21 protein-coding genes and 4 tRNA genes are annotated in these 22,792 nt (G+C 37.8%); 10 read left to right on the top strand and 15 right to left on the bottom strand.

Annotated elements, in window-relative coordinates:
- Nucleotides 1-76 precede the first annotated feature (76 nt).
- Entirely contained in the window at nt 77-688 is a 612-nt protein-coding gene (locus J2Y40_RS11190) for a helix-turn-helix transcriptional regulator (protein ID WP_309998967.1), read from the top strand.
- A 142-nt stretch (nt 689-830) separates the two neighbouring features.
- Here the strand turns inward: J2Y40_RS11190 and J2Y40_RS11185 are convergent.
- Nucleotides 831-912: transfer RNA gene (locus tag J2Y40_RS11185), tRNA-Leu, on the bottom strand.
- A gap of 326 nt (nt 913-1,238) precedes the next feature.
- Here J2Y40_RS11185 and J2Y40_RS11180 point away from each other — a divergent pair.
- Genes J2Y40_RS11180 through J2Y40_RS11160 form a run of 5 tightly spaced genes read left to right on the top strand, consistent with a single transcriptional unit; the run spans nt 1,239 to nt 3,300 of the window.
- Entirely contained in the window at nt 1,239-1,403 is a 165-nt protein-coding gene (locus tag J2Y40_RS11180; RefSeq protein WP_153396722.1) for a hypothetical protein, read from the top strand.
- Between the two features lie 14 nt (nt 1,404-1,417).
- Nucleotides 1,418-1,981, top strand: coding sequence for a zinc-ribbon domain containing protein (locus tag J2Y40_RS11175; protein ID WP_153396724.1), 564 nt, complete (start codon nt 1,418-1,420; stop codon nt 1,979-1,981).
- Between the two features lie 12 nt (nt 1,982-1,993).
- Nucleotides 1,994-2,233, top strand: coding sequence for a hypothetical protein (locus tag J2Y40_RS11170; RefSeq protein WP_309998964.1), 240 nt, complete (start codon nt 1,994-1,996; stop codon nt 2,231-2,233).
- A 7-nt stretch (nt 2,234-2,240) separates the two neighbouring features.
- Nucleotides 2,241-2,726 (top strand): hypothetical protein, encoded by a 486-nt coding sequence (locus J2Y40_RS11165; protein ID WP_153396728.1) that lies wholly within the window; start codon nt 2,241-2,243, stop codon nt 2,724-2,726.
- A 19-nt stretch (nt 2,727-2,745) separates the two neighbouring features.
- Nucleotides 2,746-3,300, top strand: a complete 555-nt coding sequence (locus J2Y40_RS11160; protein WP_153396730.1) for a hypothetical protein — start codon at nt 2,746-2,748, stop codon at nt 3,298-3,300.
- Nucleotides 3,301-3,313: 13 nt separating this feature from the next.
- Here the strand turns inward: J2Y40_RS11160 and J2Y40_RS11155 are convergent, their stop codons facing one another.
- The 5 genes from J2Y40_RS11155 to J2Y40_RS11135 all read right to left on the bottom strand — a co-directional run bounded on the left by J2Y40_RS11155 (nt 3,314) and on the right by J2Y40_RS11135 (nt 7,013).
- A complete protein-coding gene (locus J2Y40_RS11155; protein ID WP_153396732.1) occupies nt 3,314-3,655 on the bottom strand; it encodes a YrhB domain-containing protein in 342 nt (113 codons plus the stop codon).
- Between the two features lie 23 nt (nt 3,656-3,678).
- The gene (locus J2Y40_RS11150; protein ID WP_309998961.1) at nt 3,679-6,252 is read right to left on the bottom strand and encodes a hypothetical protein; all 2,574 of its coding nucleotides are present in this window, start codon (nt 6,250-6,252) and stop codon (nt 3,679-3,681) included.
- Between the two features lie 509 nt (nt 6,253-6,761).
- Nucleotides 6,762-6,845, bottom strand: a tRNA-Leu gene (locus J2Y40_RS11145).
- Between the two features lie 6 nt (nt 6,846-6,851).
- Nucleotides 6,852-6,927, bottom strand: a tRNA-Gly gene (locus J2Y40_RS11140).
- A gap of 4 nt (nt 6,928-6,931) precedes the next feature.
- A tRNA-Leu gene (locus J2Y40_RS11135) sits at nt 6,932-7,013 on the bottom strand.
- Between the two features lie 180 nt (nt 7,014-7,193).
- Between J2Y40_RS11135 and J2Y40_RS11130 the strand changes: the two genes are divergently transcribed.
- The 3 genes from J2Y40_RS11130 to J2Y40_RS11120 are packed head-to-tail and all read left to right on the top strand — an operon-like array spanning nt 7,194 to nt 9,154.
- Nucleotides 7,194-7,571, top strand: coding sequence for a DUF3127 domain-containing protein (locus tag J2Y40_RS11130; RefSeq protein WP_153396736.1), 378 nt, complete (start codon nt 7,194-7,196; stop codon nt 7,569-7,571).
- Nucleotides 7,572-7,629: 58 nt separating this feature from the next.
- Nucleotides 7,630-8,283 carry a leucyl/phenylalanyl-tRNA--protein transferase gene (aat, locus tag J2Y40_RS11125; RefSeq protein WP_309998958.1) on the top strand — a complete coding sequence of 218 codons (654 nt, stop codon included), beginning with the start codon at nt 7,630-7,632 and terminating at the stop codon, nt 8,281-8,283.
- Nucleotides 8,270-9,154 carry a DMT family transporter gene (locus tag J2Y40_RS11120; RefSeq protein WP_309998955.1) on the top strand — a complete coding sequence of 295 codons (885 nt, stop codon included), beginning with the start codon at nt 8,270-8,272 and terminating at the stop codon, nt 9,152-9,154. Before aat ends, J2Y40_RS11120 begins: the two co-directional genes overlap by 14 nt.
- A 225-nt stretch (nt 9,155-9,379) precedes the next feature.
- On the opposite strand, the gene J2Y40_RS11115 is transcribed toward J2Y40_RS11120, so the two are convergent.
- The 8 genes from J2Y40_RS11115 to J2Y40_RS11080 all read right to left on the bottom strand — a co-directional run bounded on the left by J2Y40_RS11115 (nt 9,380) and on the right by J2Y40_RS11080 (nt 18,984).
- Nucleotides 9,380-10,762 carry a tetratricopeptide repeat protein gene (locus tag J2Y40_RS11115; protein ID WP_153396742.1) on the bottom strand — a complete coding sequence of 461 codons (1,383 nt, stop codon included), beginning with the start codon at nt 10,760-10,762 and terminating at the stop codon, nt 9,380-9,382.
- 362 nt (nt 10,763-11,124) lie between these two features.
- Nucleotides 11,125-12,093, bottom strand: a complete 969-nt coding sequence (locus J2Y40_RS11110; RefSeq protein WP_309998952.1) for a zinc-binding alcohol dehydrogenase family protein — start codon at nt 12,091-12,093, stop codon at nt 11,125-11,127.
- A gap of 207 nt (nt 12,094-12,300) precedes the next feature.
- Nucleotides 12,301-12,876 (bottom strand): Crp/Fnr family transcriptional regulator, encoded by a 576-nt coding sequence (locus J2Y40_RS11105; RefSeq protein WP_153396746.1) that lies wholly within the window; start codon nt 12,874-12,876, stop codon nt 12,301-12,303.
- 53 nt (nt 12,877-12,929) lie between these two features.
- Nucleotides 12,930-14,312, bottom strand: a complete 1,383-nt coding sequence (glmM, locus tag J2Y40_RS11100) for a phosphoglucosamine mutase (protein WP_309998949.1) — start codon at nt 14,310-14,312, stop codon at nt 12,930-12,932.
- Between the two features lie 73 nt (nt 14,313-14,385).
- Complete coding sequence (locus J2Y40_RS11095; protein ID WP_309998947.1) at nt 14,386-15,405, bottom strand: DUF4421 family protein; 1,020 nt, start codon at nt 15,403-15,405, stop codon at nt 14,386-14,388.
- 220 nt (nt 15,406-15,625) lie between these two features.
- Nucleotides 15,626-17,659 (bottom strand): ferrous iron transport protein B, encoded by a 2,034-nt coding sequence (gene feoB, locus J2Y40_RS11090; RefSeq protein WP_153396752.1) that lies wholly within the window; start codon nt 17,657-17,659, stop codon nt 15,626-15,628.
- Nucleotides 17,659-17,913 (bottom strand): FeoA family protein, encoded by a 255-nt coding sequence (locus J2Y40_RS11085; protein ID WP_153396754.1) that lies wholly within the window; start codon nt 17,911-17,913, stop codon nt 17,659-17,661. The genes feoB and J2Y40_RS11085 overlap by 1 nt, the downstream gene beginning before the upstream one ends.
- A gap of 147 nt (nt 17,914-18,060) precedes the next feature.
- Nucleotides 18,061-18,984, bottom strand: a complete 924-nt coding sequence (locus J2Y40_RS11080) for a GLPGLI family protein (protein ID WP_153396756.1) — start codon at nt 18,982-18,984, stop codon at nt 18,061-18,063.
- 447 nt (nt 18,985-19,431) lie between these two features.
- On the opposite strand from J2Y40_RS11080, the gene J2Y40_RS11075 reads away from it, so the two are divergent.
- Complete coding sequence (locus J2Y40_RS11075; RefSeq protein WP_309998943.1) at nt 19,432-19,929, top strand: DinB family protein; 498 nt, start codon at nt 19,432-19,434, stop codon at nt 19,927-19,929.
- A gap of 62 nt (nt 19,930-19,991) precedes the next feature.
- Here J2Y40_RS11075 and J2Y40_RS11070 read toward each other — a convergent pair whose 3' ends face one another.
- Nucleotides 19,992-22,742 (bottom strand): hypothetical protein, encoded by a 2,751-nt coding sequence (locus tag J2Y40_RS11070; RefSeq protein ID WP_309998940.1) that lies wholly within the window; start codon nt 22,740-22,742, stop codon nt 19,992-19,994.
- Nucleotides 22,743-22,792 lie beyond the last annotated feature (50 nt).

Raw genomic sequence — 22,792 nt, 5'->3', positions numbered from 1 at the left:
AAATTTTCAAAATGCAAATATTTTTAGCATTCATTTGTTTGATATTTGTCTATATTTGCAAAAAAGATTAGACAAAATGAGCTTTTTCGGAACCAATATCAAGAAAATAAGACAGGTTAAAGGATTGAGCCAAAAGGCTTTTGCCGATCTGTTTGATTTAAACAGAGGGGTAATCAGCTCCTATGAAGAAGGACGTGCCGAGCCCAAAATTGAAACAATTCTGAAAGTGGCCAGCCATTTTAATCTGAATCTTGACAAATTACTGACTGAAACCCTACAGGTAAACCAGTTAGCCAGTGTTTCTGACATTGACCAGCTCATGTTTTTTCCGGAACTGGCTATAAAAAATAATGTCGAAGAGGCAAAGGAGCCGGAAAATAGCTCAGCCAACGCCATTATATTGCAAAAAATATTAGCATCTGTTGATCTGGTGTATGAATTCACTCCTCAGAGCCCCCTGCTTTCACCTTACCATTACGGAGACATCTTATTTCTGAATAAAGCAGAGTATAAAAACAACCAGCCCGGCACTCTTTTTACCCTTATAGATGGACACTTACAATATGCTTCGGAAGATCATTCAGACCTCTATAAAGTGGTAGGCTCTTTTTCTACTTCGGAAAAAAATATTTTCATGGATATCCTGGAAAGGCTGGAGTTATTAGAAAAAACTATTGGCAGAAAATAAAGAAAAAAAACAGGAGCTTAAGACTTACCAAAAGTCATCTCATTTTTTGAGACAGATCCGTTATCTACAACTATTTAAATCATTAAAAAACAAAAACTCTCTGCCGTGATCGACAGAGAGTTTTAAAGCACTATTGGCTTAGTGCGGATGAAGGGACTCGAACCCCCACGCCTCACGGCACCAGATCCTAAGTCTGGCGTGGCTACCAATTACACCACATCCGCAGGATTTATCTGTTGGCAAATATAGGATTTTAAATTAAATTTACAAAACAAAAATCCTGAGTATTCCATAAAAAATACCAAGTATTTGATACCATATGTGTTAGGATTTCATAAATTTTTGTAGATTAGTTTTATTGAAAAAGAGCCTGTATTTAGTCTGAATGTGAAACAAAAATTTCCGTTAGCTGAAGTATAGCAAAAAATTTCATCTTACAAAACTAAAGCTGCCATGAAACCCCATTTGCTGTCCCTGCTCCAACTTTCTAAGAATATCTATTTGAAAAGCCATAAAAGGATCTCCTGATCTTGGAAAAACACTGTTGTTTATGACGTATTTTCCGGAAAACCTGGCATTTAAAGAACAGAAAATAGTTAACCTCACCCAGAACGAATATGACCAACTGACCCTCCATCTGGAAAACGGAACAACAATTTTTCACACCATTGATTATGGCGACCAGTTATTTATTGAAAATGAAAAAACAATCTGAATGAATGCTTTCAAATGAGAAAACAAAAAGAAAAATACGCGAAATGCCCGTGCTGCTCCATAGAGAAGCACAGAACAGAAATTACAGTCTGTCTGTCGATTCTTGGAAAGATCATCGTCAAACACTATAAAATGCCCGCTACTGATGCTTACGAAATGTTGATTGACAGTAGTTATAAATGGGCCTGTGACGACTGTTTAAGCCGTAAAAAAGCCATTGTTGCATTTCCCATATTCCAAAGTAACGAGCTGGATTCTTATTTAGCTTACTATGATACAGACTTCACCTGCAGAACCTGCGGAACAGACTTTAAGTTTACTAAAGAAGAAAAAAAACTCTGGTATGAAACATTAAAATTCAGAATGGAATCAATGCCGGTGAATTGCTTACCTTGCAGAAAGCAAGTCCGTTTGTTGAAAATTGAAAATAATACCCTTTCTGAAATCCTCAAAAAAGATGACCATGAAATTTCAATTGAAGAACTCAAAACTTTAGTTGATATTTACACTCGTTGGGGTAAGCAGGAAAAAGCAAAATATTACGAAAGGCTGATCACAAAAAAGCTTAAATCATCATAATATTCACAGACCATGAAAAAGTTCTCCAGAATTCTAATTGTTATACTGACCATCATCAGCACCTTATTACTTTTAGCCATGATCATTGCCTGCATCGCTATGAACGTAAGTTATTGGGGCAGTAAAATGGGTAATGAGGTATCTGGATTTTATAACGCTGCGGTACTGATGACTTTCTTTATAAGCCTACCCACAATAGCTTTATGGTACATTTTATTACAACAAAGAAAACAAAATATCAACTCTAAATAACCCAACAATGAAAATCATTATGGCTTCCCTGTTCATGCTGATAAGCATTCTTTTTATGTCGAAAAAAGAAGCTGGCAACGGAATTGAGGGCACATGGAAAATGAATCTGTATACTATGGATTCAGATACTCTGTACATTGAAAACTCTGAGAAGTATACGCTCAGTTATTTTGAAAAAAACATGAAAAATCTTGCAGATACTGAAGAAAAAAGGAATAAAATTAAAGCTGAAGGCCAGAAATTATACAACCAATTTAAAACAGTTGAGTTACAGATTAGTAAAAATACCATTCAGTCTTACCGGTCTGCCGGAATGCTGACTGAAATAAATTTAAAATATAAATTAATTGACGGGAAAATTATTCCCGATGAGAAAGGAAATCAAAAACACCAATATACCATTGATTTTGATAAAGACACTGATATTCTGACCATAAAACAGGGTGGCCCTGAGATGAAAATAGTGAATAGGTATTCGAGGGTGAAAAAATGATATTTTGCCTGAAAACCGAATGAAAACAGTACAACAACTCCTCCATATGAAATTCTTAACCTTCACTTTATTCCTTATTCCATATCTTCTTTTCTCACAATCTTCTCATGCTGACAACCAGAATTCCCGTTTTTTCGATTTTGATCAGATTGATCATTATTCCATAAAAATAAGCACCGATGAGATTTCTAAAATGGAGTTTAAAAATCAGAAAAAAGACGCTTTACTCCGGGAGATCATCAGAGGAAATTACCCTGAGAAAGCAGACGATACTATCTCAAAAACATTAACGGATCATGGTTTTAGCATAAAGACTGTAGATAAAGCCCTGCATCCTGAATTAAACGATATTTTCAGTGAAAAAGAATGCAGTGATCATATCGGCGGAGGTTTTTGTATTCCGACTTTCAGGGATATTCTGGTTTTCCTGAAAGATCATCAAGTAGTTGGGGTTGTTAAACTATGTTACCAATGTCGTTTTGCCATCATAAGAGGAACACAAAAAAGTGTGAGAAACTTTGGAAGCTGCGGGGATTTTCTGAGGCTGGAGAAGTTACTGGAAAATAAACCATGATTTCACCTGAAAATTATTTATAATCAAACCGATCTTCATCTGGGTACCAATAAGTATCTAAAGCTGAAGTGAAAGTACCATTTTCATAGGCTTCCAAATAATCTTCTAAACTGCCTGATGTACCAAAACCAACCACCCTGCCTGTTTCTTTTTCAACTAAGAAAGGAGCATTGCCTACCAATGACTTATTAAAGTTTCCTGTCAAAAGGTATTCTTTAGAATTATAATGGTAAATATTACCATAAGATTTTTTAATAATATCATCTATAACTACTTCAATTTCACTCCCTCCAAATTCTCCGCGTCTTTTTAAATAACGTTCTGCTATTGATAGCATTTCTTTCTCTGTTAGCATAAAATTAATTTTTTAATGAGTTATTATTTTACTTTTAAATATTTAAATCCACCTCCTTCTGCTGGGGTATAATTTCTATTATATTTACTTTGAAGAAAGTTTTGAAATTCTCTTGTTGGTTCAAATACGATATGCTCTCCTGTTTGGCCATCAAATAGATAAAGTTTTTTGTCTTTTTTTATTCCTACAAAATAATGCCCCTCTGTACTTTTTGTTATACTATTCACTTTCTTAACTCCATAAATAACCGCTATATCATTATTATTTAGTAATGCCTTCAATCTCTCAAATGAACTTTGAAAAACACCATTTATAGTCGCTGCCTCTAATGGTTGAAAGCTTCCTCCTCCAAACTTTGGAGACACTTCTTCAAAGTTTTGGTATCCTGATGGTTTAGCTGTTCGTAGTTTTCCTGTTTTTAGAAACTCAACTAAAACTTCAGCTGTATTACCACAATTTGTTCTACTTACTTGTTTTACAGCATCACCAACTGATTTATGATTAAAATAAGGCATTGCTTCTTCTATGTGATCAAATGGCTTTGCAATTGTTTTTGAGAATTGTTCTGCCCCTTTTTCAAAAGCCTTTATTTCTGCTTCAATTGTTGTTTCTACAATAGAATTGCCTGGCGGGACATGCCCACCCAGATGTTCTAGCTCTTCTACTAATTCTCCCCCATGCAATTTACTCCATTTTCTGTAGAAATTGTGCATTTCGGCTTTGGTAAACTCGTCTATAACTTCACCTTTATATACAGCAGCATAGCTTTCTGCAAATTTTCCCTCCTTTTTTCCGGATAAGAAAAACACTCCGTTTTCGGCCATTTCTTCTCCCACTGCCCTGTACTGTGAACTCAGGAAAATTTCTTTAGGCTCTGCTACTTTTATCGTATCTTTTGTGAAATTGGAGATATTGGTTTCCAATGCTGCTTTCAAAACCAGAGTTTTAAGATAATTCCTGGCACTTCCGTCTCCAATTTTTGCAAGCAATTTTGCTGCTCCAATATAAAATCCGCCAACAATAGTTAAACCGGCTAATGCAAAACCTCCTGCCAAATAAACCTTTTCCCAGTTTTCTAAAAAAATTTCTCCTTCAGATTTTGCTTCAGGGTTGTCAGGGTCTTTACCTATTTTGGCAATTTCTTCTTTAAATGCCTGTATTGTAAGGTCTGCCCCTGCCAGAGACATATCGGCGGCAGCTAATAAAATAAAGTATGGATTTCCCGTTGTTGCCAATGTTGCAACACCGAGCACAATGGCAACAAGATTGGCCGCAATACGGATATTCTGATGTACAACTGCCCATTCCTTTTCATCTGCCAGTGTCTTCAGGTATATGGCCGGAACCAGGTAAGTTTCTTCAGTCCCTCCACTAATATCTATGAGGTATACCATATCCAGAGGGTGAAATTGTGCCCCTTCATCCAGGTCTTGTGTAACGGTTTCGGTTGCGTTGGGATCGCCCTCTTTACTAACTATTTCTACTCTTTTCTGTACCTCCTTCTGCTGCTGTAAGAAAAACGTATCTCTATACCGGTCATTACTCCCCTGGAAAATTCCCATTTCCAGAATATCACTGTTGATTTTATACCCTTTGCCAATGGTAAAGGTTTGAGCTTCTTTTTTTCGCTTATCATTGTTGGCAAACAGTGAAAATAACATCATGATATTGGCCAGTATCATCCGGTTGCTTTGCATTCTGCCATCATGCTCTGTGCTGCCGTCTAAATTGTAATAAATCCTGTTCAGCTTATCCGGATTTTCCCGAAAGTACTTAAGAACAGGAATTGGGTCTCCAATGGCTTTAAAAATCTGTATCATTGCAGAGCTGCTATCCCTGAAAATATCTGAATCATCAGCTTTTGAAAGTATTTCAAGATGATTGAAAAAGGTGATGTGGTCAATATGCACAAAAAGGTTAGATAAAATCGTTTCGGGGATATTTTCATAAATGAATCTCAGCGCTTCAGGATTTTCATGTTTTTTGAGAGCATCTGCAAAATTTTTCAGGAAGTATTCGTAATCGTTCTTATAATTATCAATATCACCATAGCCTAATATGATATTCAGATCCCTAAATTCCTGATATGAACAGGTTTCCAGAATGATACTTTTCTCGGGTATTCCTTCATATAAAAAACTGATCCTGTAATACATCTTTTCTTTGCCGGCCTCTATTTCCTGAGTAATTTGAGCCTGATCCCATTTTGCCGGTACATTTCCTGTTTTTGAATTGAGATAAGCTTTCAATCTTATGAAATTGCCTCCTGAAAGAGAAATACTTGTATTTCGAGTAGCAGTTTTGTAATCTTTCGGATTGTATTCCAGAATATAGTCCCTCATTCCATTATTTGCATATTTAATTTTTGAAACGAGAAGCTCCAGGTTAATATATTCGTCCGTTTGCCAATCTGCAGCTTCCGAAATCTGAGGCAGAGCAAGCGTTATAGCGTTGTCCTTTTGCAATGATTTATCTGGCTGTACTGTTTTGCCAAGAAAGCCTTTCGGGGAAATTAAATTATGATATGAAGACTTCAGTATTTCTTTACTTTCTTCGTCAAAATCATCAAAATCATTATAATAATTTTCATCACTCATTGTTTACAAGTTTTAAGGTTAGTAAAAGGTAAGTATGAAAACATTCTCAAATGAATTAAGTAAAAGGTTGATTTTAAAGCTCCTTTTAAGGGAAATAAAATATCCAGAATAATCTTTAATTTCATTTTCTGTGTTTTCTTATTGCAAATATCCATGCTGAAAACGACACAACTTGACGTATTAAAAATTATTTAAGAAAGTAGATGTATTATATGAACTCGATTAAAAAGAGTTGATATTATCATGAAATAAGTGTATAAAACGATTTGAATTCGAAGAGTATAGCCCAATCTATTGAGTTGAAGGAAATAACAGATATAAATTTCCTTAAAAGGACCTCTTAAGTTCCAAAAGTATGAGAGAAAAGTTGATTTTTATGCAGTCTGTAAATTTTTGTATAAAATATGGAAAGGGATAATATTCAGTGAAATATTTTAAACCCAGTCGTATTTCAGGTAACTTTTAAACATAAAAAACCCTCTGTTAACCGAAGTTACAGAGGGTTTTAGTACCCCGGGCGGGACTTGAACCCGCACGCCAAAAGAGGCACAGGATTTTAAGTCCTGCGTGTCTACCAGTTCCACCACCAGGGCATGGTGTGGAGCGAAAAACGGGATTCGAACCCGCGACCCCAACCTTGGCAAGGTTGTGCTCTACCAGCTGAGCTATTTTCGCATAGTGCGGATGAAGGGACTCGAACCCCCACGCCTCACGGCACCAGATCCTAAGTCTGGCGTGGCTACCAATTACACCACATCCGCATGTTGCTATTTTATATTTAAATTTAAAGAGCTTGTCTCGTTTTTGTGAGTGCAAATATAGGGCATTTTCCTTTACCTCCAAACTTTTCAGGAAAAAAAATTAAAATTTTTACATTTTTTTTCTGTGAGACCTGATATTACATTTCATTTTCTTACTTTTACAACGTTAATAATTACAATATGGAATTACAAGGAACGGTAAAGAAACTTTTTGATGCTCAGACTTTTGCGAGCGGTTTCCAAAAGAGAGAAATGGTTATTTTAACCCAAGAACAGTATCCACAGCCGATAAACATAGAATTTTTATCAGATAAGATCAGTTTATTAGATAACCTTAAAGAAGGTGAGAACGTAAAAGTAGGAATCAACATCAGAGGAAGAGAATGGGTTTCTCCACAGGGTGAAACAAAATACTTCAACTCTATTACAGGATGGAGAGTAGAAAAAGTATTTGATAATGCTTCAGAACCTACTCAGGCGGCTCCGTCTCAATCTGCATCTCCGGTTTCCAACGAAAACCCTTTCGCTGGTGACGATGATGACGATTTGCCATTTTAATTAAAAAATAAAGATCAAATATAAATCCTGCTTTCTCAAGTGGGATTTTTTTTCAACAATGTTCCGACTAGACGAAAACGAAATCTCTTTTCCCGACCCCGAAGTTTACGATGGTCATGAAGGATTAATTGCTATTGGCGGTGATCTGTCTATAGAGCGTATATGGTTTGCCTACCAGCTGGGTATTTTTCCCTGGTATAATCCCGAAGAGGAAATACTGTGGTGGTGCCCTGATCCCAGATTTGTGCTGTTTCCTCATGACATAAAAGTATCAAAATCGATGCGGAAAATACTGAACCGGAATGTTTTTACCTTTTCAGAAAACCAGAATTTCAGAGAGGTTATCAGAAACTGCCAGCAAGCCAGCAGAAAAGGACAGACCGGAACCTGGCTTTCGGATGAGATGATGGAATCGTTTATTAAACTGCATGAATACGGCCTTGCCAAGAGCATCGAAGTATGGCAGGATCATGAGCTGGTTGGCGGGTTTTACGGGCTTCAGATTGGGAATGTATTCTGCGGAGAAAGTATGTTTGCCAAGGTAAGCAATGCCTCAAAAGCAGGCTTCATTCACTTTGTAGAAAGCCATAAAGAAACCCTTGATCTTATTGACTGCCAGTCGCATACCGAACATCTGGAAAGTTTAGGTGCTGTAATGATTCCTAAAAAAGAATTTTTAAAAATTTTACACGAAAACAATGAACGCGGATAAAGAAAAATGGGTCCTTCTGATAGTCTTAAGCATTATCTGGGGATCATCGTTTATTTTAATTAAAAAGTCTCTGGAACATTTCAGTCCGTATCAGGTAGGAGCGCTCAGAGTACTTATTGCGGGAATTATTCTGATGCCGATTGCCATTTCAAAATATAAACTTTTCCCTAAAAAACATCTGAAATGGCTTATTCTAGCTGCATTTACCGGAAATTTTATCCCGATGTTCCTTTTTCCGATCGCAGAAACGGAGGTAAGCAGCAGCATTGCCGGGATCATCAATTCCATGATGCCAATCTTCGTCATCATTGTAGGAGCCTTGGTCTGGAAGTTTGAAACCACCAAACAGCAGATTATTGGAACACTAATCAGCTTTACAGGCGTCTGTTTACTCGCTTTTGGCGGGGGAGACGGCGAGGATGGGAAATTTAAGCTTATTCCGATACTCCTTCTGTTATTGGCCACTTTGTGCTATGCCATGAGTACAACTACGGTAAAATCTAAACTGATGGAGGTTTCCTCTACCGTTTTATCAGCTTTTGTATTTTCGTTTGTTTTATTTTTTCCTTCTGTGATTGCTTTAACATTTACAGGTTTCTTTTCTACGTTCAGCTTTACTGAAGACAATATGCTGGGACTGATGTTTGTAAGCCTATTGTCCGTCTTCGGAACCGGCCTGGCCATGATGATGAATTACAGACTGCTGAAAGTATCTACTCCTCTTTTTGCTTCAACCGTAACCCTGTTGATGCCTATTGTAGCCATCGCCTGGGGTTTTCTGGACGGTGACAGGTTATCTTTAATGCAATTTATAGGAGCTGGGATCATCATTGCAGGACTGATCTTTTTAAGGGCAAAACCTAAGAAATAAGGAAGCCTGAAGTTACCTTTTCGGCTATATCTTATAAATCTGTTTTAAAAGTTGAGAAGATAATTTTTTATTAATCGCAATGGTAAACAAAGCCGCTTCGCTTAGTTTTGAAATACAAAGTCTTCGTATTACTTTGCTAAGTCTACGCCTAATTCATATATTCTTTCACTCAAAATAAAAAGCCTGAAGGTATTCCTCCAGGCTTGATTATTCATTAATTTCTTCTTATGAATTTTTCTTTTTCAGCTTTGTTCTTGCTTTCTTCACCTCATCTTTGATGAAAGGATATTTTTTCTGCATATCCTGTACAAGAGATGAATCAAGACTTAAGGCTTTCTGAAGAGATTCAGCTCCTTTTTCCTGATCTCTAAGATTTAGGTAACAGTTACTTAGCTGATAATATAATTCTGCTCTGTCATGTGCCTTTACAGCTCTGTTCAAAAGGGTTACCGCTTCTTCATATTCCCCTAAAAGCATCAGTACTTCTGAATAGGCATACCAGTTATAAAACCTCGATGGTTCTGCGTCTACCAGCTTTTTAAGACAATAAAGACTTTCTTCAAATTTTCCTGAATCGATGAACAGGAAAGCCAGTCTTTTCTGATAGTCAAGATTGTTTTCATTCAGCATGGTGGCTTCCTTAGCAAAGTGAAGGGCCTCTGACATTCCGCCCATTTCCTCGTAAAGGTAAGACTGCTCCATCATGGCAAGATAGAACTGGGGATCTTCCCTCAACGATTTCTGAAATGCGTTAAGCGCTAATATAGGCTGTTTCTGCGCTTTATAGCACAATCCTATTTTGTAGAAGGTGAAAGCCTTGGTGTATTCCAACTCAAGCATTTCCTCATAGACCTCCACAGCTTTGTCATATTGTCCCAAAGCCTCATAACAGGCTGCTTTATTAGCATATACTCCTACAGAATTTGAATTGATGGCCAGCAGATAATCATATCCTTTTATAGCTTCATCATAATTCTTACGGTTAAAATAGAACTGTCCATATTCAAACCATGCGATTTCAGAATAGGAAAATTCATCTAAATATTCATTAAGAAAGGCAATAGCCTCCTCGCTCTTATTCAGGTCGCTGAAGCAGATCATACAGTTTTCCAGCGAATATTCATCCGTAGGATCTTCTTTCAGTGCTTTTCTGTAATGCTTAAGAGCGTTAAAGGGATCTCCTAAGTTCACATATTCATCTGCAATAAAGTTATGAAGGAAGTTTTCTTCTTCTTTCAGTTCTAAAGCTTTTTTACAGATTTCAATGGATTTTCTGGGATTTCCCAGGTTCGAATAATACTTGGCATAACAGACCATGAAGTCTGTGTTTTCCATTGATGAGCCTTTCAGCTCGTCAATAAGATCTTTTGCCGTATTATAGTCTTCCCATTCCAGAAGAATTTCAAGTCTTTTGATCTTGATATCTAATGAATTGGGATGAAGCTTAAGGCCATAGTTAACAGCATTGTCTGCGTAGTTAAAATCTCCCAGCTCCAGGTAATAAACAATAATATCTTCCAACTCCTCAGTATCGAAGTAGAATTCATCATTATTTTCCATCATTTCCTCGAACTTTTTTACCAGTTCATTTCCAAAATACTCTTCCAATAGTGTCTTCTCTGTCGGCCTGATGTCTGAATTTGCTTGCAGACCTCGGCAAACCTTGTTTTAATTAATAATAAAAAACTTCTGAAACTGAATTTCAAATGTTTATGCAAAGTTGCAACTTTTTTTTGAATTACCTGTTTCGTAAATTTCTATTTTAAAGATAGCAAAAAAAGAAAACAATATGAAAAGATTGTGGATAAAAAAAGGAAATTATGGATAAGATGGGAAGATGGGAGCCGGAAGAGGGAAGTTATGAAGGTATGAGGGATTACAGGAAATCCTTTAAACTAATGTTCAATAAAACTATTATTTGTTTAAAGCAGAGCAATATCTTCCAGCCTCTCTCTTCCAGCTTCTTTTCTTTAAATGATAATAACCAGCCTTTTTCCACCCGGAATTTCTTTATTCCAGACCGTTTCTATGTCTTTTATCTCTGCGGTTTCAGTATCTATTTTAATTTTTCCGTCTGCTGCTGCCTGAAACATTTCCGGGATAATTTCTGAGAACAAAAGTTTTGATTCCTCAGGAGTCCAGCTTCCCAGCCCTGATCCGGAGATCTGAATATCTGTTCCTCTCAGAATCTGTGAAGATAACTGAAGGGTATCACCGCTCATGCCGCCTACAGAAACCAGTTTTGTTGTATGGGAGAAGGTTCCGTTTCCTTTCATGGCTGCAAGGATCATTTCCACAGAATGCCCCCAGATGTAATCTAAAACAATATCAACCGGAGTTTCGCTGTGAATTTCCTGTATTCTTTTTTTGAAATCTTCGTCCTGTATTTTTAAAGAAACCGTTTCATCTGCACCCAGACTGAGCAGAGATTGTAATGATTCTTGGTTTCTTCCGGTCACAATAATTTTCCCGGCACCGTACAGTTTTGCAATCTGAAGAGCAATTTTCCCGGTTACTCCGGTTGCTCCGTTGATTAAAACGGTATCTCCCGGCTTCATTCCGGCTTTAAATTTCAACCCCATTGCTGAGCCCATCACGGCATTAGGAAGTGCGGATGCTGTAACAAAATCTAATCTTTCAGGAATCTGAACGATAAGATTACGATCTGCCATCGCTTTTTCTGCTACGGTTCCTTTCTTGCTGAAAAAATATACTTTCTGCCCATTTTCCAGGTATCCGGCGCCATCTGTTCCTATAATTCTTGGCTGGTGGGCTTCACTGCTTACAGAATAATGATTTCCTCCGGCTATGGCACGGTCAAGGTTTTTAATAGGTGCCGCTTTTACCATTACCGGAATCCCTTTCTCTGTTATTTCCGGATCCGGAAAATCGGCATATTGAGGAATACTTTCTTTTTCAAATACAACTGCTGCTTTCATTAGGTTTAATTTTTGTACAAAATTAGGTTTAGCGAATATCAGAGTGCAATAACATTTGTTATCAGTTTCAGGAGGGAAGATGGAGATTTGAAGAGGGAAGTTTATTACCATCCTGGTATAACTAATGATTTTTCAAATCAATAATTATAGGATAGAATAGTATTTTAGGAAAAATCATAACTTCCATCATCCCGGCTTTCTTCCCCACTACTTTTCTTTCAGAATCGCACTTTTTATCCTGCTCAGGTGTACTGTGGTAATCCCTAAGTAGGATGCAATATAATGCTGGGGAATTCTCCGGATGATTTCGGGGCGTTCTTTGGCCAGACTGATGTACCTCTGTTTCGGGGTATCTTTAATGAAGGAGAAAAAGTGTTTCATATAATCGAATACCCTTTCAAACAGGGAATCCATGAACATATTCCTGAGTTCTTTGTCTTCATATACTTCTTCCAGGACAGCCTCTGCATCAGATTTACTGATCTTCCACAAAATACAGGGCTCTATCGTCTCAAAAGAAACCATACTCGGAAGCCCTTTCCTAAAGCTTTCCAGAGAAGAAAACATGGTATTTTCCATGAAAAACTGGAAGGTAACATCTTTTCCGTCATTATTATACCAGGCTCTTACCACTCCTTTTTCTATATAGTAGGCATATTCTGATATTTCTCCTTCCTGTAGAAGCAGGGTTTTGGCCGGAACTTCCATACGTTGGAAACAACGGTGAAATTTCCGCCATTTTTCTTTGGGAAAAGGAAAACGGTCCTGAATATGCTCAAACATATGAATATCAAGAAAAAAGAACGAAACTGTTTCTGTTCCGTTCTTCTTTATATTTAGATTAAACTTTTAATTTTTGCAATGATAGCATCTCCCAGCTGATCTGCTTCTTCCTGGGATTTTGCTTCTGTATAAATCCTGATAATAGGCTCTGTATTTGATTTTCTAAGGTGAACCCAGTTGTTTTCAAAGTCTATTTTTACCCCGTCTACTGTAGAAACTTCTTCATTTTCATATTCCTTTTCCATTTTGGAAAGGATCTCATCTACATTGATTTCCGGAGTAAGTTCGATCTTCTTTTTACCCATGAAATAGCTTGGATACCCGGCTCTTAGTTCTGAAACAGTTTTGTTTTCTTTTGCCAGATGGGTTAAGAATAAGGCTACTCCTACCAAAGAATCTCTCCCGTAATGAAGGTCTGGGTAAATAATGCCCCCGTTTCCTTCGCCGCCTATTACTGCGTTTTGCTCTTTCATTAAAGTCACTACATTCACTTCTCCTACAGCACTTGCAAAGTATTCTGAATCGTGGTTTTGTGCAATATCTCTCAGTGCACGGCTTGAAGAAAGATTGGAGATTGCGGCTCCTTTTTTATGTTTCAACAGATAATCTGCAACGGCTACCAGTGTATATTCTTCTCCGAACATTTCTCCTTTTTCATCAATCAGCGCTAATCGGTCTACGTCCGGATCTACTACAATTCCAAGGTCTGCATTTTCTTTTTTAACCAAATCACAGATATCTCCCAAATGCTCTTTCAAAGGTTCAGGATTGTGCGGGAAATGCCCTGTTGGCTCACAGTATAATTTAATGGTTTCGCAGCCTAATTTATTCAGCAACATCGGAATGGCAATTCCTCCCGTAGAGTTTACGGCATCCAGAACCACTTTAAAGTTTTTCGCTTTAATGGCTTCTGCATCTACCATTGGAAGGTCAAGGATCTGCTGGATATGAATATCAAAAGCGTCGTCTCTGGTTTCGTATTTCCCAAGATCATCTACTTCTGCATAGTTGAAATCTTCATTTTCTGCCAAAGCAAGAACTTCTGCTCCGTTTTCACCACTGATGAATTCTCCTTTATCGTTTAAAAGCTTAAGGGCATTCCATTGTTTCGGATTGTGGGAAGCAGTAAGAATAATTCCTCCGTCTGCTTTCAGTTCCGGAACCATTATTTCTACGGTAGGGGTTGTGGAAAGACCAAGATCCACCACATTGATTCCTAATCCCTGTAATGTAGCGGTAACCAGAGAAGAGACCATCTGCCCTGAAATTCTGGCATCTCTCCCGATGATAAGGGTTAAATCTTTTTTATTTTTATTATTCTGAAGCCATGTTCCGAATGCAGAAGCGAATTTTACGACATCCAAAGGAGTCAGGTTATCATTCACTTTTCCGCCAATCGTTCCTCTGATTCCTGAAATAGATTTTATTAATGACATTCTGCTTGATTATTTTTTTAGTTGTTATTGTGTTTATTGTTCCTGAACAAAGATACTTAAAAAGACTTTTAACTTATAAAACCGGGATCTTTTTCTGCACGGCATCATAAGTGTTTTTTACGGCTCTTGGCGGTGCAAAACGGTAACCAATGTATAAAAGTCCATACATGGAATTACTCTGTACAGTCTGGTTTTCTTTTTCTTCATAAGCCTGTGCATTGATATTGAATTTACCCCCAAACAAAAATCGGTCCGTATTATAGCCAATATGTAATCCTGTTGAAAATCTAACGGTCATATATTGGGTATTTTCCTTTGTAAAGGTTCCGTCTCTCTCATAGCTGCGGCTGTTGGAAAACATCCCGCCAAGACCGAATGAAACGTGTGGGGAAACGTTTACTTTTTTACTGATTATCCAGTTATAAAAGTAGCCCATGCTCGCCCCAATGTTATATTGGTATTCTTTAGATTTCTGCCCATCTATCACATCTCTGAAAATGGACAGGTCGTAATCAACAATCGGTACCCAGCTTCCCCGGCTTACACTCTGCCATTCCCCTTGCGTATAGGTACTTTTTAGGGAAAAATCGTTCTTGAGAACATAGGCTGTAGATCCTCCGAAGCTCTGCACTCTCAGATCAGGGAATTTAAGATACGGATCTCTTCCTTCCTGCCATCCAGGATACAGGTCTTTCATATTGTCTATATAGAATCCTTTTACATTTTTATAGTAAACGGTCTGAATGAATTTTTTCGGGAAGAATCTGAACCTGATATCGGTATAGGAACTTCTTCCTTTCACATCATCATCGCTGTTTCCGGGAAGAAAGTTGGGCGCAAATGAAAGGGTGGCACTTATGATCCTGTAATCCAGAGATAGAGAAGCTCTGGTTTTGTTATTGATTGAAAGAGAGGTTTCTTTTGCCTGCTCCTCCGGTCCTTCCGTAAAGACATACTTCTCAATATTGGTATCAAAGTTCACGCGAACCATCACCTGATCCGCATAAGATTTAATAGTGGTAGTATCGGTCTGGGCATTAGCCCATGTTACTGCGAAAGAAAACAGAAGTGCAGTTACTGCTTTTAAGTTCAAAATTGAAACGGTTTTAGTTTAAAGACCGAAAATTACTACATTTTTTTCAATTTGAATTTAAAAGCATATTAAGAACAACCGCAGTCTTTGTCGCAGTTTGTTCTTTTGGAGCTGAATTTTTTCGGTGCAAAGTTTTTTCTGAGTACCTTAAATAAAGAGTAACAGGCAAATGCAACGATTAATGCCACAAGGATGTACTGAAAGATTAATGAAGTGTCCATTATTTTAAAATCTGATATACTATCATTGATACAAAATATGCCAAACCTGTCATCATCGCCACCTGAAAGCCAGTCCATTTCCAGCTTTTGGTTTCTCTGTAGACCGCTGCAAGTGTAGAAACACACTGCATTGCAAATGCATAAAATAAGAGTACAGAAACGCCTGTGGCAAAGCTGAAAACTTTCTCACCGTTTGGTTTTACGTCTCTTCTCATTTTATCAATCACTTTCACTTCAGGAGCGTCTTCTTCCAGACTGTACAATGTAGACATCGTTCCTACGAATACTTCTCTTGCTACAAAGCTTGTCAGAATTCCTACGCCCATTTTCCAGTCGTAGCCCAGAGGCTCAATAAGAGGCTCAATGCTTTTCCCCATTCTTGCCAGGTAGGAGTGATCCAGCTCAACGTTTGCTGCAACCATCTCATCAGGCTTTTGTTTCGGACCGAAATAACTCAGGAACCAGATAATGATACTAACAATGAAAATGATCTTTCCTGCTCCTGTAATGAAGTCCCATACTTTTCCCAGGACCATTTTAAGATCATATCCGAAAAGTGGTTTTTTATAGGCGGGAAGATCCATTACAAGATAGGTTTTACCTTTATTTTTAATAAACCGGTTAAGAATTGCTGCAGAAAATAATGCCACAAGGAAGCCTAAAAGGTACATTCCCATCAGTACAAGGGCTTTATATTTGATTCCCAGAAAAGAATTATCTGAGATAATCAGCCCGATGATGATACTATATACCGGAAGTCTCGCAGAACACGTCATAAAAGGAGTTACCAGAATAGTAAGCAGTCTTTCTTTTACATTTTCAATATTTCTGGTAGAAATAACGGCTGGAATGGCGCAGGCTGTTCCCGAAACCAATGGTACAATACTCTTCCCGTTTAGTCCGAAGGGGCGCAAAAGGCGGTCCATAAGGAATACCACTCTGGCCATATATCCTGAATCTTCCAACAGGTAGAGAAAATATAATAAAATCCCGATCTGCGGGGCAAAAACAACAATTCCGCCAATTCCAGGAATAATTCCGCTGGAGACAAGTGAATTGATGGGTCCTTCCGGAAGGTGTTCTCCCGTGAAGGCGGAAAGCCATGAGAATAAATCCTCAATCCAGGTCATTGGATATTCAGCCAGGAAGAATACACTCTGGAAAATAACCAAAAGAATTCCAAGGAAAACGACATAGCCCCAAAATTTATGAACCAGTATTTTATCTAGTTTTTCTGTCAGCAGCTCTTTGAATTGCGGTTTTTTAGAAATTACATTTGCAAGAATCTTATCAACAATCTGGTATCTTCTTACGGTTTCCTGAACCTGTAGTCTTTTAGGAACCATACTTTTAGCTTCCGACTCGTTCATCAGATCCTTTACAGATTCTATCTTTCCCAGATCGGATCCTGAGGACAGGCTTATCCAGGCTTTATATTCATTGTCAAACCCTTTGTGAGCTGCAATTTTCTGAATAAAATCTTTATGTTCGGCCGGAGTTTCAAAAGAGGTTTTTGCTGTTTTGGCAAAATCGTTTGTCAAAACCGCTTCTTTGATTTCCTCTATTCCCAGCTGTTCTTTAGCATTGGTCTGAATGATTTTACATCCTAAAGCCTCTGAAAATTTCTGAATATCAATGGTAATTCCTCTTCTTTCTGCCTGATCAATCTGATTGACCACAAGGATTATAGGAACACCCAAGTCCTGAATCTGCTGGAATAAAAGCAATCCTCTTTTTAGGCTTAATGCTTCAAGGATGTAAATGACGCCGGCATAATTTTCCTGCTCATCTATCAAAAATTTGGAAAAAATAGCTTCGTCTTCGGAACTTGGATAAATACTGTACGAGCCCGGCAGATCCACTACCTCAACCTCTTCGTTCTTATAGGTGTAATTCCCGGAATGACTAGCAACGGTGACTCCTGCATAATTTCCGGTTTTTTGCTTTTTGTTACAGAGTGCATTGAAAACCGTAGACTTTCCTACATTGGGGTTTCCTACTAAAAGTACCTGTTTTTTCTTGTTTGCCTGCATTAATTCAATTCTTCAACAATGATATACTCTCCTTCTTCTTCACGAAGGGCGATACGGCTTTTTTCTTCTCCAAATTCCACATACATGGGACCATTAAACGGAGCCTGATACAATATCCTGAAAACGGTTTCCGGTAGAAGTCCCATTTCAATGATCTTGTTGGGCATTTTTAGGTGATCATTATCATAACCCAATATCTTCCCTTTTTTATTTTTGGGGAATCCGCTTAATTTATGTAAATCCTTCTCTTTCAAAGCCTGAAATTTTAGTAAATGCAAATATACGTTATTTAAATTTAATCTAAATAACGATCCGGCATGAAAGAAATCAACCCAAATACATTGCTGTACCTGGGTTGATTCAAAATATAATTTAGTTGATATGAATGCTTATTCTGAAGCCTACTTTTCTACCTTTTCAACATTCCCTACACTTAACTTTGTGTATGGCGGCTCGATAGGGTTATCATTGGCATTGTAAAAGTCTTTGTATTGTTTTTCCTGTTTTTTCATCATGTCTCCAAGTGTTCCGTCCATACCGGGAATTGTTTTGGAAAGCATTTCCTGTGTCATCATTGGGCGTACTGTTGCAAAAGGATCTTTTTTGAAATCGTTAAATGTCTTCTCAAATTTCTCTCTTGTTAACTCTCTTACTTTTCCTCCTGTAGCCTGGGCAAAAGTTTCGATATATGAAAACTCTGTATAATCTTTTACTTTTTTATTTCCCTGCAGTACCCATGAATAATTTTTCTGATCATCTTCTATCTTTACAATAAGCCCCGGAAGTCCCCAGAACTTGTAAGGTCCGTCCTGAAAAGGAATGTCTGTACTGAACCATGCTGTCCATTTTCTTCCTCCAAATTCGGTGGTTGCTTTCTGGGCATTATATTCTCCTATTTTTTGCTTATCGTTAAGAATCTTCCAGTTAAACTTCAGATCTTCATTATACCCTATATTGCTAGGAATAAACCCATTGGCTATTTTATCTGTGTACTGAATTTTCATTCCCGGATAAAATTTATATACCCTTGCTGAAATTTTTGGTGTCTTGATTGACTTTGAAATGTCTTTCATCATTCCGGCCTTCTGCATGGCTTCAAACTCTACCTTCATAATAGAATCCTGTGCTATGATGGTGTAGTCCTGATAAACAGATCTGTTTTTATCTGTAATATCCAGTACGGTAATCACCTTATCCAGCTTTGCAGAATCTTTTTTAGGCTTAAAAGTCAGTTCATAAAAGAACCTGTTGGCCGTTTCTTTAGATTCCTGAGCTCCTGCAAAAGCAAAAAGAGCAATTAAGAATACAGAAAATAGCTTTTTCATTGTTGTGGCGTTTATCAATTAGTGATTAAATGTTGAAATATGTTACAGTTTTTTTATATTTTTTTATTTCAATTTATTTTAACAATCTCATTATCAATAACATTAAATACATATTTTTGTTTTATGCCTTTGCTTTAAAATTAGGGCCAAAATTAGAAGTACGTTGAGATTTGGAGGAAAGCTTAAAGAGCGAGAGGAAAGTTTTATTATGTCTGGGCTCAGCAGCAGTCCTGTTTATCAACTTTATTTTTCAACCTCATGCGCTTCCTAATTTTACCAAAATCTGATTCCTATAAAATACTTTTAAAAGGGCATTTCTTGTACTTCGGACTCCGGTAACTTCCCTCTTCCAGCCCCTAACTTCCTGTCTTCATTAAAATTATGATTTCATTAAAACATTTTAGGCAATAAAAGTTTTACCTTTAATGGGCTTAAAAACAAAATATTATGGATACTTTATCACAACTAAGAGACGAGCTTGAAGCCGAGTACCGCACCACCAGAAAATTTATTGACGCTTATCCCGACGGAAAAAACGACTATGCTCCGCATGAGAAAAGCATGAAAATGATGTCGCTGGCCACCCATCTTGCAGAAATTTTTGAATGGCCGAATACCATGCTAAAAACGTCCGAACTGGATTTTGCCAGTGGAGCCTTTCAACCGAAACATCTCTCCGGCAGGGAAGATCTCCTCAACACCCTTGATGATAACTTTAAATCCGGAAAAGAGGCTCTTGAAAATGCCAAAGAAGACGATCTTAATGATACGTGGGCATTGAAAAACAATGGTCAGGAGCTGGCAAAATGGACGAAATACAATTCTATCCGGCATGCCCTGAACCAGATTACTCATCACCGGGCACAGCTGGGCGTTTACTACAGGCTGAATGACATTCCGTTGCCGGGAAGTTATGGCCCATCTGCAGATCATCCGAGTTTTTAGAAACAATATTGATTACTGATATAACAGAAAAGAGACCGTCTTTTGAACAGTCTCTTTTTAATTTATTTAAAGTTGAATTTTACGCTGAGCATCACCTGGCTCGGACGAAGTTGTACCCTGGTGTATGATACACTGTTTGTAACCTGGTTGATATTATATGTTTCAAATACTCTTCTGTTGGCAATATTCATCCATTTCAGTTCGAAATCTATTTTCTTTTTAGACCATGAGAACTGATAAGAAAGGTCGTAAAAGGCATTGTTGTATTTTTTCTCACCGTCCCCTGTATTCACCTGATCCCAATTGAACCCTATGGTATGGTTTTCTATCGGATAGAAATAAGCGCCAAGATTATGGTTAAAGCCTTCGTTTATACCTAATCTTCCTCCCTGGGCGTTTAATCCTACGTTATCCTGCTTATTTCTGGAAAAGCTAAGGTTATAATCTATACTCATCCAGTTGAAATAGGTATTGTTAAATTTAAATCCGTATGCCTGTGTATTGTTTTTACTCAGATACTGTGTGTCGTCAAGGAATGCATCTGCTTTTGACAAAGTATTGCTATAGCTTACCGACATATTGGTTTTGAATTTCGGGAAATATTTTCCTATCTCGGCACCGAACCTGTTGGTTTTTGCATGATTTTCCTGCTCTTTATACCTTGTTAAGGTGAAACCTGTATTAGTATCCAGGAATGGAGATGCAAGAAGGTTTCTTTTGCTGTCACCCAAAGCATAGCTGATATTAAAAAATAAATTATTCAGCGGGTTTCTGTATTCAATTCTTGAGCTTGCACTTTTTGAAGTGGTTTGTGGAATTGGATTATTCGGATCCATTACATTAAATCCTCCCGGACTTAAAAGAGTATATCCCGCATAAGCTGTTTTAACATCACCAAAGTTGTTACTGATATTACCGCTTACACTTGCTTTGAAAAAAGAAGCAAATGAATATTGTACAAAAGCATTCGGAGTAAAGGTCGTTTTATTCAGGGATTTATGAACATTACGAAGATCATCTTCTGCTTTAATGGTATTGAAATTCACAGGAAGATTGGCAAATAAAAGCCATGATTCAGATTTATAGTTAATACCTAGTGATCCTGAAGGATTAAATTCTGTGAATCTCAGGTTGTTTTCATATTCCGGACCATCAAAGGTTGGCGCAATATCTCCCGGAATTGTTGGATTAGGAATTGCTGTTCCCATAAAGTCTGTATTCAGTTTTTTGGACGAGAAATCAAGGGCTACCTGTGGAGTGAACGTCCATCCTTTTTTACTAAAGCTGATATTGGCAGAATGGGAAGTTTCTAATGTTTTAAGCCTCATACTCTGCAATACTGATGTACCCGGAGCAAAAATGATAGGTTTGATAGAGTCTACAACAGGATTTCTATATAATACCTGAAGGTAATTAGCCGGAGAAACCTCTAATGTCTGTCTGTCATCCTGATAACTGATGTAGGATTTAAAATTAACCATTTTTTCTTTCCATGGTATAATGGTGCTTAAAGAGTTCTGAAATGAAGAGGTAGGAGATTCTACCGCCTGGTTTCCAAGCCTTCCCACTCTGGTTGCTACGGCACGATCGCCATTCCAGAACTGGCTGAAGCTGGTTGTATTTTTAAAGAACCCCTTCTTCGCGTTTTTTGTAAAGATTAATTCTCCTTTCAGCTTATCTGTATAGAAATTATTTCTGGTGCTGGTAACTACCGTTGACATCGGTCTGTTGTCCCTCGGACTGAATACTTCTTCTGTAATATCTTCTCTTTCTACGGCGTTATTGGTATAATTGGCGTTGGCTTTCAGCTCCCATTCTTTCTTTTTATCGATGTTGGTCAGATAATTGGCCGAAAGATAGTGTACACTGTTCATCAGGTATCTTTTTACCGGAAGATTCGGGGTGCTGGCATTCTCCACGTTCAGCCAGTCATTCTGGGATGCATTAATTCTTCGTCCTTCCCAGGAGCTTCCAAATGCAAGAATATTTCCTTCATTTTCAACCTGCTCCCCCATGTTGTTGGTTTTATAATTGACTACCCACTGGCTTTTCTGTCCGAAAAACATTGGGGTAAGCTTTACATTCCAAAGCCACGGGTCTCCGAAACCGGAACCTACCTCTCCTCTTCCTGTCATGGTTACGGAGTTTTTCAGCTTGATGTTGATGGCTGCCTGATCGGAAGGTACTTTATCCTGAAGGATTTTTACTGGCTGGTGATTTTCAAGTACTTCTACTTTCTGTACGGCATCTTTTGGCAGGGAATTGTTGATGGTTCCGTAACCACCTTCCATAAGGTCCTTTCCGTTAACATAGAATTTATTAATCGCATTCCCCTGATAAAGAATGGTTCCGTCTTTATTGACTTCAATCCCCGGAATTTTCTTCATTACATCGGCAAGCGTCCTGTCATTTTGGCTACCGAAAGCTTTAAGATCATATGAAATGGTATCCCCTCTTGCGGTGATCATCCTGGTTTTCAGCTGTACTTCCTTTATTTCTGTAGCTTCAGATTGCATTTTGAAGTTCTGGGTCTGATCGCTGTTGCTGATCTGCTTAATCAGTGATTTCTGGTTGAATGCCTTTACCTTAAGGTCTACATTGGATTCTGAAGAAGTGAATGTTACCTTGTATTCTCCTTTAGAGTTGGTAATCCCGTATGCCAGAATAGCATCTTTACCAGGTTCCTCTACGGTAACACTGGCACTGGGAATAGCCGTTCCATCCTCATCAGTAATCTTTCCTGAAACTGTTTTCTGTGCCATGGCAAGCACTGTAAAGAAAAGCATCAGAAATAAAGAAATCTTTCTTTTCATAGTTTATTATTTGACTAATTAGTTTGCTACTTGCGTTTTTTGTTACACTT

Origin of the sequence: Chryseobacterium sp. 2987, from assembly GCF_031456375.1 — a bacterium.
GTDB classification, from domain to species: Bacteria; Bacteroidota; Bacteroidia; order Flavobacteriales; family Weeksellaceae; genus Chryseobacterium; species Chryseobacterium vaccae.
The sequence above is the reverse complement of the archived record's forward strand: the minus strand, read 5'-3'. Positions and strand labels throughout refer to the sequence as shown.

What these genes read in the sequence shown, in the direction of transcription:
- J2Y40_RS11170 (WP_309998964.1), top strand. Translation starts at nt 1,994, where the DNA reads ATGAAAAAGTTCTCCAGAATTCTAATTGTTATACTGACCATCATCAGC.
- J2Y40_RS11180 (WP_153396722.1), top strand. Translation starts at nt 1,239, where the DNA reads ATGACGTATTTTCCGGAAAACCTGGCATTTAAAGAACAGAAAATAGTT.
- J2Y40_RS11075 (WP_309998943.1), top strand. Translation starts at nt 19,432, where the DNA reads ATGGATACTTTATCACAACTAAGAGACGAGCTTGAAGCCGAGTACCGC.
- J2Y40_RS11080 (WP_153396756.1), bottom strand. Translation starts at nt 18,984, where the DNA reads ATGAAAAAGCTATTTTCTGTATTCTTAATTGCTCTTTTTGCTTTTGCA.
- J2Y40_RS11155 (WP_153396732.1), bottom strand. Translation starts at nt 3,655, where the DNA reads ATGCTAACAGAGAAAGAAATGCTATCAATAGCAGAACGTTATTTAAAA.
- J2Y40_RS11175 (WP_153396724.1), top strand. Translation starts at nt 1,418, where the DNA reads ATGAGAAAACAAAAAGAAAAATACGCGAAATGCCCGTGCTGCTCCATA.
- J2Y40_RS11120 (WP_309998955.1), top strand. Translation starts at nt 8,270, where the DNA reads ATGAACGCGGATAAAGAAAAATGGGTCCTTCTGATAGTCTTAAGCATT.
- J2Y40_RS11110 (WP_309998952.1), bottom strand. Translation starts at nt 12,093, where the DNA reads ATGAAAGCAGCAGTTGTATTTGAAAAAGAAAGTATTCCTCAATATGCC.
- J2Y40_RS11150 (WP_309998961.1), bottom strand. Translation starts at nt 6,252, where the DNA reads ATGAGTGATGAAAATTATTATAATGATTTTGATGATTTTGACGAAGAA.
- J2Y40_RS11070 (WP_309998940.1), bottom strand. Translation starts at nt 22,742, where the DNA reads ATGAAAAGAAAGATTTCTTTATTTCTGATGCTTTTCTTTACAGTGCTT.
- J2Y40_RS11160 (WP_153396730.1), top strand. Translation starts at nt 2,746, where the DNA reads ATGAAAACAGTACAACAACTCCTCCATATGAAATTCTTAACCTTCACT.
- J2Y40_RS11165 (WP_153396728.1), top strand. Translation starts at nt 2,241, where the DNA reads ATGAAAATCATTATGGCTTCCCTGTTCATGCTGATAAGCATTCTTTTT.
- J2Y40_RS11190 (WP_309998967.1), top strand. Translation starts at nt 77, where the DNA reads ATGAGCTTTTTCGGAACCAATATCAAGAAAATAAGACAGGTTAAAGGA.
- feoB (WP_153396752.1), bottom strand. Translation starts at nt 17,659, where the DNA reads ATGCAGGCAAACAAGAAAAAACAGGTACTTTTAGTAGGAAACCCCAAT.
- glmM (WP_309998949.1), bottom strand. Translation starts at nt 14,312, where the DNA reads ATGTCATTAATAAAATCTATTTCAGGAATCAGAGGAACGATTGGCGGA.
- aat (WP_309998958.1), top strand. Translation starts at nt 7,630, where the DNA reads ATGTTCCGACTAGACGAAAACGAAATCTCTTTTCCCGACCCCGAAGTT.
- J2Y40_RS11105 (WP_153396746.1), bottom strand. Translation starts at nt 12,876, where the DNA reads ATGTTTGAGCATATTCAGGACCGTTTTCCTTTTCCCAAAGAAAAATGG.
- J2Y40_RS11130 (WP_153396736.1), top strand. Translation starts at nt 7,194, where the DNA reads ATGGAATTACAAGGAACGGTAAAGAAACTTTTTGATGCTCAGACTTTT.